This window comes from Rhizobium sp. PvP014 (genome assembly GCF_017876855.1).
In the GTDB taxonomy this organism is placed as follows: domain Bacteria; phylum Pseudomonadota; class Alphaproteobacteria; order Rhizobiales; family Rhizobiaceae; genus Neorhizobium; species Neorhizobium soli.
The window spans coordinates 76,503-88,315 of sequence record NZ_JAGIOT010000002.1; the positions used below are offsets into that span (position 1 = coordinate 76,503).

An 11,813-nucleotide genomic window follows, 5' to 3' on the forward strand; every position below is an offset into this window, starting at 1 on the left:
TGCATCCTGTCCGGCCAAGTGTCTCGGGCATGTTCATCAGATCGGGAGCACTTTAGTCAATATGTCGGAAAACGGGTTAACAAGCGGTGACTTCACGCAGGAAAGTGAACCCTTCACCTTATTTGGATCGTGGTTGAAGGATGCCGAATCCAGCGAGATCAACGATCCGAACGCCGTCGCGCTTGCGACCGTCGATGAACATGGGCTTCCCAATGTGCGAATGGTCCTGCTGAAGGGCTACGACGAGGACGGGTTTGTATTCTATACGAATTTCGAAAGCCAGAAGGGCGAGGAAATTCTCGGCCAGAAAAAGGCTGCGATGGTCTTTCACTGGAAGTCGCAGAGACGTCAGGTGCGTCTGCGCGGCCCCGTCGAGATCGTCAGCGATGCCGAAGCGGATGCCTATTATGCGACGCGGCCACGCGGAAGCCGAATCGGCGCCTGGGCCTCGAAACAGTCACGGCCGCTCGAAGGCCGTTTCGCGCTGGAAAAATCCGTTGCCGAATACACCGCGAAATTTGCGATCGGCGAGATACCGCGGCCACCGCACTGGTCGGGTTTCCGCATCCGTCCCGTGTCGATCGAGTTCTGGCACGATCGACCGTTCCGCCTGCATGACCGGATCGAATTCCGCCGCGATACGCCAGACGGTGCCTGGGAAAAGGTGCGGATGTATCCGTGAGCGACCGATCAGAGCTTGCGCCTAGCGCGCAAGCTTGAAGGGAATGCCCGAGGCGAGCGCCGACACATAGCGCGCCCGCTGGTAATGGCCGTTCAGCGAAATCCGCGGCAGACCCGTCAGCCGGGTCAGCCATTTTTCGCAGATCGTGCCCGGCTGGGTCGTGACGGCGACCGAAAAGCCGAGGTCGCGGGCGATGCGGTAGTCGCGCTCGCCCACCGCCTTCCGCGTGCCGTAGGGATAGGCGATCGTGGTCGGCCGTATCCCGGTCAGTTCTTGGACATAGTCGGCAGAACTCGACATCTCGGCCCGCGCCTGCGCTTCCGACAGCCGCCCGACGGCGCGATGACTGATTGTGTGGGCGCCAAGCGTTGCCAGCTTATGCCTCGAAAGTTCGCGGAGTTCGGCCGGATCCATCGTCAGGTCGGCGGTCATCTGCAACGGGTCGATACCGTGGCACCGCACAAGCGCATTCATCCTTGAGACGGCACTTGCCTCGTCATCGCGAAACACGAGATCGGCAAACCGGTCGAAGGCGTCGAACTTCTGCTCTTCACAGCCGAGCTCGATCCGCTCGGGTCCATTGCCGAAATCGAAACTCAGCTCCCGCTCGCGACCTATCAGGTCCGCCATTGTCTCCCACCACATCGAATGGGTCCGCTCCGCAAAGCCGCGGGCGACGAAAACGGTGAAGGGCACGCCGTATCTCTCGAACACCGGCAGCGCATGTTCGGCGTTGTTACGATAGCCATCGTCAAGCGTGAAGGCTGCAAACGGCTGGCCGGTTGGATTGGCAAGCCGCTCCGGCACTTCGTCCAGCGGCACGAACGCATATCCATCCGCCGAGAGCCGTTCGATCGCATCGGCCAGGAATTCCGGGGTAACCTCCAGATGACCGCTCGGCTGGAACGCGAGCGATTGTTTGGGGCGCACGTGATGAAGCGTGAAGATAGAACCACGACCGCGCGCACCTGCCAGCATGCCGGCCCGTGCGAGTGCTGCCGACGCCTCTAGACCTGTCGTCGTGACCTGACGTTTCAGGCCACGGATCCATGCCGCCGGCAACTTTGCTTTCAAATTCACCATCGTCGCCACGCCCGTTCAACCCCGAGATGCAACCTACCGTGTCAGCCGTTAAGCGTTGCTGAAGACCTGTTTTAGCGAATCATGCCGTCAAACAGCGGCAGGCCGATCAGGGCGGCGGATGCGATCAGGCAAAAGCAGATACGCCGGAACGTCGCCTCGCTCGCACGCCCGAACAGCCGTGAACCCGCGTAAAGCCCGATCCCGTAGCCCGGTCCTGCGATCAGCGCGATGAGCAGCACCTCGAACGTCAGGATGCCGCCGATCAGATACGACACGGACGAGATGACGCTGGCGAGCGCAAAATAGAGGACGAGGTTTGCCCTGACGACTCCCGGTGCCGTCGCGCCGCCAAGCCAGTAGGCAACGATCGGTGGTCCCGACATCTGCGCCGCACCGCCGAACAGGCCGGCAAGCGCCCCGACGCCGATGGTCAGCGGCGCCTTAGGCCGTCCGTGGTAGCGCCAGCCCGAGATCAGGAACACGAGAAGGCACAACACGACGACCGAGATGATCCAGCGCAGGGTGACGGAGGGAAGCAGCGCCAGCGCCGCCGCACCGACGGGCACGCCGACGACGGCACCCATCATCATCGTGAACACCTCGCGCCGGTTTGCCCTTCGCCAGCCGTCCGGCACCATCCCGAGCGTCATCACGCCATCGATAACCAGCAGCAGCGCCGCCGCGAGTTTCGGACCGATCGCCGTGCCTGCCAGCGGGACGAAGATCAGGGCGCCACCAAATCCCGAGAACCCGCGGGCAAGGCCGGCGATCATGGCCGCTGAGAACACGAAGGCGAGTTCACCCGGCGAATGGCCGGGAAGCCAGAGGCTGAACATGTCGGCAGTGGGGGTGGAGGAGGGCATGGATCGGCTTGCACTGTTACAAAGCCGGCAACTGCAGGGATTTGGCCGAAAGTGTCAAGCCGTCACGCCGACGGGTTCAGAGCGGCAGGGGCCGCTCTCCCAGATGTTCGAACAGCCGCAGCAGATAGCCATCCGGGTCGGCAACAATGAACTGCCGATTGCCCACCTCATGATCGCCGCGGCGATACCACTTGTCTTCCGGTTCGAGCTGAAGGGGCACGCCCGCTGCCTGCAGCCGCGTCAGGATCGCTCCCGACGACGGAACCTCGATCTGCAGGTTCAAGCCGCGACCGAACGGATAGGCGGGGGACGCCCCGTCGGGCAGAGCAAAATCTCGGCCGATACCGATCTGGTCGATCATCAGTTGCGCCTGGCCAAGCGCCAGGAATGCAAACCCTTCGTCCGGACGGTCATAGACGATATCGAAACCGATCAGCTCGCAGTAGAAATCGCAGCTTTTGCGCCAATCGCTGACGGAGAGCTCGGGAACCAGCGCGTTGGACCGGTGCCGCGTCACGCCTTAGTGCCGCCCACCGTGACCTGATCCATCCGCAGATGCGGCTGGCCGACGCCAACTGGCACCCACTGGCCGCCCTTGCCGCAATTGCCGATGCCGGTGTCGAGCTTCAGGTCGTTGCCGACCATCGAAATGCGCTTCATCGCATCCGGACCGTTTCCGATCAGCATCGCACCCTTGACCGGCGCGCCGATCTTGCCGTTCTCGATCATGTAGGCCTCGGTGCAGCCGAACACGAACTTGCCGGAGGTGATGTCCACCTGTCCGCCGCCGAAGGACACGGCATAGATGCCCTTCTTGACCGATGCGATGATCTCTTGCGGGGACTTGTCGCCGCCCAGCATGAATGTGTTGGTCATGCGCGGCATGGGTATGTGCGCATATCCCTGGCGGCGGCCGTTGCCGGTGGGTGCCACACCCATCAATCGGGCATTCTGGCGGTCCTGCATGTAACCAACCAGCTTTCCGTCCTCGATCAGGACGTTATAGGCAGAAGGCGTGCCTTCGTCGTCAACGGTCAGCGATCCACGGCGGTTGTCGATTGTGCCGTCGTCGACGACGGTGACGCCGGGGGCTGCCACCATCTCGCCCATCAGGCCGGCAAAGGCGGATGTCTTCTTGCGGTTGAAATCGCCTTCCAGCCCGTGGCCGACAGCCTCGTGCAGCATCACGCCCGGCCAGCCATTGCCAAGCACCACGTCCATCGTGCCGGCCGGTGCGTCGATCGCCTCGAGATTGACGAGTGCCTGGCGAAGCGCTTCGTCGGCGCCTGCCTGCCAGTTGCCGGTCGCGACGAAATCGCCGAACCCGATCCGGCCGCCGGTGCCGAACGAACCGGATTCCTGGCGGTCGCCGTCACCCACGACGACGGAGATGTTGATGCGCGTCATCGGCCGGATGTCCTGCACCCGGTGCCCATCGGCGCGCAGGATGTCGACCACCTGCCAGCTGGCAGCAAGGCTTGCCGAAACCTGCCGTACCTTCGGATCCTTGGCGCGCAGATAACCGTCGATCTCGGTCAGAAGCTTGGCCTTGGCCTCGAAGCTCGGAGAGCCGATCGGGTTCTCGTCGCCATAGTATTTCTTATTTGTGCGCTGGGGTGCGGCGGCATAGGAGCCGGAATGGTTGGCGGTGACGGCGCGAACCGCATCCGACGCACGCGAAAGCGCGGACGCCGAAAGCTCGCCCGCATGCGCATACCCGACAGCCTCGCCGGCAACGGCACGCAGGCCAAAACCCTGATCGGTGTTGAACGATCCACCCTTCAGGCGACCGTTGTCGAAGGAAAGCGATTCCGCCTGGGCATGCTCGAGATAGAGCTCGCCATCGTCAGCGCCTGATAGCGCCTGGCTCAGGATAGAACGCAGCTTCGTCTCGTCGCAATCGAAGAGGGAGATCAGGTCGGTGTTCATTGTTCTATGCTCCGCTTGCGCACGTCAGTGCATTCGGGACCGAGGGGCGCGAATGCATACGCGCCCAAGTCGATATATCTGGAGCCCGATGTAGTTCCGGCAATCCGCCGAAACAAGCGTCTTTACGGAAGCGCGTCGTAGCCGGGGCCGAAACCGTTGAGCTCGATCGGAATGCCGACGCGGTCCTGGTCAGCGGATTCGCGCAGCGCGAACACGGCATTCTTGCCGGCGCGAAGGATGCGCATCAGCTCGTCGTCGATTTCCACTTCCACATAGCAGCCCTCCGAGAAGCAGCGGGTGAAATAGGCGCGCCCGATATTGTTGCTGTCGACATAGAGTTCCATGCCGTCCTTCAGAAGAACGCCAAGCGGGGCAAGAATGCGCAGGATGCGCGCCTTGCGGTCGGCGGTCTTGAGGACGACGACGGACAAGCCGACTTCGGGCCTATCTTCGGCGATCACGTTCTGCATCATCGCGCACTGCTCGACAGAGGCACCGGCCGGCTTGTCGCAGATGATCGACCAGGCGCCGTGGTTTTCCTTCACGTTGCCGGGCTGTGCCGGAGAACCGGGGGCAGGGCTTTGCGGCGCCTGCTGTGCATTCTGCCCGGTCTTCGGTGCGGCACCAGTCGATGGGGCAGGGGCCGATGGGGCAGGAGCCGGCGCGGAAGGAGCCGGTGCCGATGGGGTATTGGGAGTCGGCCGAGGTCCCGGCTGCTGCGCGAGCGCGGGAAATGCGACGGCCCCCGCAAGCATCAAGGCAAGGCAGGCGCGAAGGCGGTAGGGACGACCCATGAAGACCTCTAAACGGACGAATCAGTGTGGCTATTCTTGGCGGTCCTACGCCGAAATGAAAGGCCTCGCTCTCTTTTCAGCCGAGTACGGCGAAAATGGGACTCGCAGGGTTTGGCGCCATGTCGTGCGCATCCAGTCAAGCAACACCGCATATTCCTGCAACTGCAGGCCTCTGACGCGTGTGGACCGGTTCAAAATGCCGCATGAGCAATGGTCTGCAGATATTGCGACGACCCGCAAACTGTGATTGAACCAAACCAGGCGCTTGATTTCCGCATGCCGTTCGATCGCGGGACTCGGGCGCATGGGAGAGAGGGTTTATCGTTATGTTGAGAGCTTACGCCGCAATGGCGTCGCTTATCTGTCTTTTCACGGCTTCGCTGGCCCATGCGGACCAGCCGAGGCCATGGCAGATGGATTTGCAGGCGCCCGCGTCACCGATCATGCACCAAATTCGCTGGTTCGAGCACTATACGCTCTGGTTCATCGTGCCGGTGACATTGCTCGTTCTGGTGCTGCTGATCATGGTTGCGGTCAAGTTCCGCGCCAGCCGCAATCCGGTTGCCTCGCGCACCAGCCACAACACGGTCATCGAGATCGTCTGGACCGTGGCGCCGGTGCTGATCCTGTTCTTCCTCGCCATCCCGTCCTTCAACCTTCTGAACGCACAGCTGGAAATTCCGGATGCGGACATGACGGTCAAGGCCACCGCTACCCAGTGGCAGTGGAACTACGAATATGAGGGTTCCGGCGAAACGCCCGTCGCCTTCGACAGCTACATGCTGAAGGATCCGGATCGCGCTGCCGCCGGCAAGACCGATATCGATCGCTATCCGCGGCTGCTTGCCGTCGACAACGAAATGATCATTCCGGTCGGCAAGACGGTACGCATGCTGGTGACGGCAGCGCCGTCCGACGTGATCCACGCCTTCGCCATGCCGGCCTTCGGCGTCAAGATCGATGCCGTTCCCGGCCGTCTCAACGAGACCTGGTTCAAGGCCGATCGCGAGGGGATGTATTACGGCCAGTGTTCCGAGCTTTGCGGCAAGGATCACGCCTATATGCCGATCGCCATCCACGTCGTCTCCGAGGAAAAGTACAACACCTGGCTTGCCCAGGCCGCCAGCGACCTTCCCGGTGCTTATAAAGCACTGGTCGCCGATGCCGGCACGGCCAAGCCCGCCGACGGCCTTGCCGTCGCTGCGAAGTAATCAGGAGGCTGACGATAATGGCCGGACATACCACTCATACGGATCCCCATGGCGCTCACGCCCAGGACGACCATGCTCATGATGCCCACGCCCGCGCGTCTCACGACGATGCGCATGCGCATGGCGACCATCATTCCCACACACCGGGCTTTGCCGCCCGCTGGCTGTTTTCGACCAACCACAAGGATATCGGTACGCTCTATCTGATCTTCGCGATCATGGCGGGCGTCCTCGGCGGCCTTCTGTCGGTTGCGATGCGCATGGAGCTGCAGGAACCTGGCATCCAGATCTTCCACGGTCTGGCGTCCATGGTCTACGGTTTCGAGGGCGATGCCGCGATCGATGGCGGCAAGCACATGTACAACGTGTTCACCACCGCGCACGCGCTGATCATGATCTTCTTCATGGTCATGCCAGCGATGATCGGCGGTTTTGCCAACTGGATGGTGCCGATCATGATCGGCGCGCCTGACATGGCCTTCCCGCGTCTGAACAACATTTCCTTCTGGCTGATCATCCCGGCATTCCTGCTTCTGATGCTGTCGATGTTCGTTGAGGGACCATCCGGTGCCTATGGCGCGGGCGGCGGCTGGACCATGTATCCGCCGCTGTCGACCTCGGGTCATCCGGGTCCGGCCGTCGATCTGGCAATCCTTGCGCTCCACGTCGCAGGCGCCTCGTCGATCCTCGGCGCGATCAACTTCATCACGACGATTCTCAATATGCGCGCTCCGGGCATGACGCTGCACAAGATGCCGCTGTTTGCCTGGGCCGTTCTCGTCACCGCCTTCCTGCTGCTTCTGTCGCTGCCGGTTCTCGCCGGTGCCATCACCATGGCGCTGACCGACCGCAATTTCGGAACCACGTTCTTCTCGCCTGAAGGCGGCGGCGATCCGATCCTTTACCAGCACCTGTTCTGGTTCTTCGGTCATCCGGAAGTCTACATCCTGATCCTGCCCGGCTTCGGCATCGTCAGCCACATCATCTCGACCTTCTCGAAAAAGCCGGTCTTCGGCTATCTCGGCATGGCCTATGCGATGGTGGCAATCGGCGCGGTCGGCTTCATCGTCTGGGCCCACCACATGTACACGGTCGGCCTGTCGCTTGATGCGCAGCGCTACTTCGTGTTCGCAACCATGGTGATCGCGGTGCCGACCGGCATCAAGATCTTCTCCTGGATCGCGACGATGTGGGGTGGCTCGATCACCTTCAAGGCACCGATGGTCTGGGCGATCGGCTTCATCTTCCTGTTTACCGTGGGCGGCGTCACCGGCGTCCAGCTGGCCAATGCCGGCCTCGACCGGTCGCTGCACGACACCTATTACGTGGTGGCTCACTTCCACTACGTCCTGTCGCTCGGCGCCGTATTTGCAATCTTTGCCGGCTGGTATTACTGGTTCCCGAAAATGTTCGGCTACATGTATAGCGAGAAGGTGGCACACCTGCATTTCTGGGTGATGTTCGTGGGCGTGAACCTGGTGTTCTTCCCGCAGCATTTCCTCGGCCTCGCCGGCATGCCGCGCCGCTATATCGATTATCCGGATGCCTTCGTGGGCTGGAACTACATCTCCTCGATCGGTTCCTACATCTCCTTCGCAGGTGTTCTGGTCTTCCTCTTCGGCGTCTGGGAAGCCTTCGCCAAGAAGCGTGTCGCCGGCGACAATCCATGGGGTGAAGGTGCAACGACGCTCGAGTGGCAGCTGTCTTCGCCGCCGCCTTACCACCAGTGGGAACAGCTGCCGCGCATCCGCTAAGGCAGCGTTCCGAACAAGGGACATCGCGTGTGACACGCGCTGTCCCTTGAAATTGCAAGGTTTTTAGGTCTCATGACAGTTATCGATGATCGCGACGCTCTCGGCAATGACGCAGGCCTGTTCCTGTCTGAAGCGGGCGCGCGCGATTTCTTCGAACTTCTGAAGCCGCGGGTCATGTCGCTCGTCGTCTTCACGGCGTTCGCAGGTCTCGTTCTGGCACCCGGCACGCTCAATCCGGTGCTCGCGGTAATTTCGGTTCTCTGTATCGCGGTCGGCGCTGGCGCGTCCGGCGCGCTCAACATGTGGTACGACGCCGATATCGATGCCGTCATGACCCGCACCGCCAAGCGCCCCATTCCTGACGGTCGCGTGCGGCCGAGCGAAGCGCTTGCCTTCGGCCTCACGCTGTCGGTCTTTTCGGTGGCGATCCTCGGCCTCGCCGTCAACTGGCTGGCCGCCGGTCTGCTCGCCTTCACCATTTTCTTCTACGCCGTCGTCTATACGATGTGGCTGAAGCGCTCGACGCCGCAGAACATCGTCATCGGCGGTGCTTCCGGCGCCTTCCCGCCCATGATCGGCTGGGCCTGCGTCACCGGCGGCATCTCGCTCGATAGCGTGATCCTGTTCCTCATCATCTTCCTCTGGACGCCGGCCCATTTCTGGGCGCTGGCGCTCTACAAGATGCGCGATTACGGCTCGGTAGGCGTGCCAATGATGCCGAACGTCGCCGGCGAGCGTTCCACCAAGATCCAGATGCTCGCCTATGCGGTTCTGACGGCCGTTCTCGGCGTCGCGCCCAGCTTCACAGGTCTTGCCAGTATCGGCTACGGCATCTTTGCCGGCGTGCTGGGCCTGATCTTCATTGCCTGTTCCATCTCTGTCCTGCGCATGCCCGAAGGCGACGAGCGGATGGTGCCGGCCCGCAAGATGTTCGGTTACTCGATCTTCTATCTCTTCATCATCTTTTCCGCGCTGCTTGCCGACCACGCGGCAGCCGGTGTGGCGACCCTGATCGGAAGCCTTCTATGATTGACACCGTCAAGCTCAACGACGCCCAGAGAAAGTCCCGCCGCAACAGAAATGTGGCGCTGGGACTGGTCCTCGCCGGGCTGGTCGTCCTTTTCTACGTGATGACGCTGGTCAAAGTCGGCGGCGTCGGCAACTGACCCAGAAAGCTTGAGGAGGAGGCAAATGGGAGGAGAGGTTCACGGGAATGGTCAGGGCAACGCCCAGCGGCCGGGCCATGGTCAGGCAAAGCGGGTCAGCAATGCCGCGATCTTTGCCGGCTGCGCGGTGTTCGTCACCTGCATGGTGGGCGCAGCCTACGCGTCCGTTCCGCTCTACCGCCTCTTCTGTCAGGTCACCGGCTATAACGGCACCACGCAGCGCAGCGAGCAATATTCCGATACCATCCTCGACAAGACCATCAAGGTCACCTTCGACGCCAATGTGTCGCCCGGCCTGAACTGGGATTTCAAACCGTCGAAACCGGTGGAACTGAAGATCGGTGAGACCGGGCAGGTGTCGTTTACCGCGAAGAACCGTTCGCCGGTGGCGACGACTGGAACCGCGGTCTTCAACGTCACCCCTATGGAGGCGGCGGTCTACTTCAACAAGGTCCAGTGCTTCTGCTTCACCGAGCAGACCCTGCAGCCGGGCCAGACGATCGATATGCCGGTCGTCTTCTTCGTCGATCCCGAGATCGTCAAGGCGAACGAGACGAAGAACATCAAGACCATTACCCTGTCCTACACCTTCTATCCGGGCAAGGAACCGCCGCCGAAGCCGGTTGCGGCCTTGCGGAATGAAGTGCAGGATAAGGGCAGTAAGCTTTAAAATGGCCCGCCGTTTTTGGCGGGTGGAACACTTGCGGTAAGCACCCTTGGGAGGGGCAGGCATGGCAGAAGCGCACCAGAAGAACCACGATTATCACATTATCGACCCCAGCCCTTGGCCGCTTCTTGCCTCGATCGGCGCCTTCGTCATGGCGTTCGGCGGCGTCGGATACATGCGCTACCTGAAGGGTTCGGAATTTCACATTTTCGGCATGAACCTGGCAACGCCATGGGTCTTCTTCATCGGCCTCGCGATCGTCATCTACGTGATGATCGGCTGGTGGTCGGATACGATCAAGGAAGGTAATGCGGGCGCCCATACGCGCGTCGTGTCGCTGCATCTGCGCTATGGCATGATCATGTTCATCGCGTCGGAAGTGATGTTCTTCGTCGCCTGGTTCTGGGCCTTTTTCGATGCCAGCCTTTACGCCAACGAGGCGATCCAGGCATCGCGGACGCAGTTCCTTGGCGGACAATGGCCGCCAAAAGGGGTCGAAGTTCTCGATCCATGGCACCTGCCGCTGTATAACACGGTCATCCTGCTGCTGTCGGGCACCTGCGTCACCTGGGCTCACCACGCGCTCCTGCACAACGACCGCAAGGGCCTTGTCACGGGCCTCGCGCTGACGGTCGCACTCGGCGTCTTCTTTTCGGCAGTGCAGGTTTACGAATACGCCCACGCCCCGTTCGAATTCGCCAATTCGATCTATGGCGCCACGTTCTTCATGGCCACCGGCTTCCACGGTTTCCACGTTCTGATCGGCACCATCTTTCTCCTGGTCTGCCTCATCCGCGCCATGAACGGCGGCTTCACCTCGGAAAAACACTTCGGCTTCGAAGCAGCCGCTTGGTACTGGCACTTCGTCGACGTCGTCTGGCTGTTCCTGTTCTTCTCCATCTACATCTGGGGCGGCTGGGGCGCACCGCTGGCGCACTGAGAACAAACGACACTCCGAAGGGCGGCTGATGCCGCCCTTTTTCGTTGCATGAATGTACCAAATTTGGTACATTCATCCTTAATGGCCGATTTACCAAAGAAGATCGTCGGGAGGTTCTACGCGACCGCAAACTGGCGCAGGCCGGTGCGCGATTGGCTGATGGATCTCACGAGAGAAGACAGGCGGCAGATCGGTATCGATATCCAAAGGGTCGAGTTTGGCTGGCCGTTGGGCATGCCCTATTGCCGCTCTCTCGGAAATGGACTGTGGGAAGTTCGGACCAACCTCTCCGGCGGGCGCATCGCACGGGTGATCTTTTTCATTCACGAGGGTCAGATGATCCTTCTCCACGGCTTTGAAAAGAAGACCCAGAAGACACCGGCTCAGGATCTTGACCTCGCGCTGGCACGAAAACGGGATGTGGAACTATGACGGAGCAAAAGGGCTATATCGACAGGACAGAGACTTTCGACGATTTCCTTGAAGCCGATGGCCTGCTGGAGGAAACCGAGACGATTGCCCTGAAACAGGTGATTGCCGACCAGTTACGGGCGGCCATGCAAAAGGAAGGCCTCACGAAGACTGCCATGGCCGAGCGGATGAATTCCAGCCGTCAGCAGCTTGATCGATTGCTCGACCCGAACAATCCCTCGGTTACCCTTCTGACGTTGCGCCGTGCTGCGACAGCTGTCGGCCGCAATCTCCGTATCGAGCTGGTCTAGCA

General features: G+C 61.2%; 14 protein-coding genes. 9 read left to right on the forward strand and 5 right to left on the reverse strand.

Annotated features, from left to right (window positions below):
• The first annotated feature begins 61 nt into the window (after positions 1-61).
• A complete protein-coding gene (gene pdxH, locus J3A65_RS04930) occupies positions 62-682 on the forward strand; it encodes a pyridoxamine 5'-phosphate oxidase (RefSeq protein WP_062579430.1) in 621 nt (206 codons plus the stop codon).
• A 21-nt stretch (positions 683-703) separates the two neighbouring features.
• Here the strand turns inward: pdxH and J3A65_RS04935 are convergent, their stop codons facing one another.
• The 5 genes from J3A65_RS04935 to J3A65_RS23315 all read right to left on the reverse strand — a co-directional run bounded on the left by J3A65_RS04935 (position 704) and on the right by J3A65_RS23315 (position 5,351).
• Positions 704-1,765, reverse strand: coding sequence for a polysaccharide deacetylase family protein (locus tag J3A65_RS04935; protein ID WP_209900047.1), 1,062 nt, complete (start codon positions 1,763-1,765; stop codon positions 704-706).
• Positions 1,766-1,836: 71 nt separating this feature from the next.
• Positions 1,837-2,628, reverse strand: coding sequence for a sulfite exporter TauE/SafE family protein (locus J3A65_RS04940; protein WP_209900049.1), 792 nt, complete (start codon positions 2,626-2,628; stop codon positions 1,837-1,839).
• A gap of 76 nt (positions 2,629-2,704) precedes the next feature.
• Positions 2,705-3,145, reverse strand: a complete 441-nt coding sequence (locus J3A65_RS04945) for a VOC family protein (protein WP_062453634.1) — start codon at positions 3,143-3,145, stop codon at positions 2,705-2,707.
• A complete protein-coding gene (gene tldD, locus J3A65_RS04950) occupies positions 3,142-4,557 on the reverse strand; it encodes a metalloprotease TldD (RefSeq protein ID WP_192086928.1) in 1,416 nt (471 codons plus the stop codon). The genes J3A65_RS04945 and tldD overlap by 4 nt, the downstream gene beginning before the upstream one ends.
• Before the next feature lie 122 nt (positions 4,558-4,679).
• Entirely contained in the window at positions 4,680-5,351 is a 672-nt protein-coding gene (locus tag J3A65_RS23315; RefSeq protein ID WP_245341480.1) for an invasion associated locus B family protein, read from the reverse strand.
• 326 nt (positions 5,352-5,677) lie between these two features.
• On the opposite strand from J3A65_RS23315, the gene coxB reads away from it, so the two are divergent.
• The 8 genes from coxB (at position 5,678) to J3A65_RS04995 (ending at position 11,811) form a co-directional block, all read left to right on the forward strand.
• Entirely contained in the window at positions 5,678-6,562 is an 885-nt protein-coding gene (gene coxB, locus J3A65_RS04960) for a cytochrome c oxidase subunit II (RefSeq protein ID WP_062453631.1), read from the forward strand.
• 17 nt (positions 6,563-6,579) lie between these two features.
• Positions 6,580-8,316, forward strand: coding sequence for a cytochrome c oxidase subunit I (ctaD, locus tag J3A65_RS04965; RefSeq protein WP_209900051.1), 1,737 nt, complete (start codon positions 6,580-6,582; stop codon positions 8,314-8,316).
• 72 nt (positions 8,317-8,388) lie between these two features.
• Positions 8,389-9,345, forward strand: coding sequence for a heme o synthase (gene cyoE, locus J3A65_RS04970; protein WP_209900053.1), 957 nt, complete (start codon positions 8,389-8,391; stop codon positions 9,343-9,345).
• Positions 9,342-9,482, forward strand: a complete 141-nt coding sequence (locus J3A65_RS04975) for a hypothetical protein (protein ID WP_162734883.1) — start codon at positions 9,342-9,344, stop codon at positions 9,480-9,482. The genes cyoE and J3A65_RS04975 overlap by 4 nt, the downstream gene beginning before the upstream one ends.
• 25 nt (positions 9,483-9,507) lie before the next feature.
• The gene (locus J3A65_RS04980) at positions 9,508-10,152 is read left to right on the forward strand and encodes a cytochrome c oxidase assembly protein (RefSeq protein WP_174195757.1); all 645 of its coding nucleotides are present in this window, start codon (positions 9,508-9,510) and stop codon (positions 10,150-10,152) included.
• A 61-nt stretch (positions 10,153-10,213) separates the two neighbouring features.
• Complete coding sequence (locus tag J3A65_RS04985; RefSeq protein WP_209900055.1) at positions 10,214-11,089, forward strand: cytochrome c oxidase subunit 3; 876 nt, start codon at positions 10,214-10,216, stop codon at positions 11,087-11,089.
• 81 nt (positions 11,090-11,170) lie between these two features.
• Positions 11,171-11,521 (forward strand): type II toxin-antitoxin system RelE/ParE family toxin, encoded by a 351-nt coding sequence (locus tag J3A65_RS04990; RefSeq protein WP_209900057.1) that lies wholly within the window; start codon positions 11,171-11,173, stop codon positions 11,519-11,521.
• Positions 11,518-11,811 (forward strand): helix-turn-helix domain-containing protein, encoded by a 294-nt coding sequence (locus J3A65_RS04995; RefSeq protein WP_113166733.1) that lies wholly within the window; start codon positions 11,518-11,520, stop codon positions 11,809-11,811. The genes J3A65_RS04990 and J3A65_RS04995 overlap by 4 nt, the downstream gene beginning before the upstream one ends.
• The last annotated feature ends 2 nt before the right edge of the window (positions 11,812-11,813 follow it).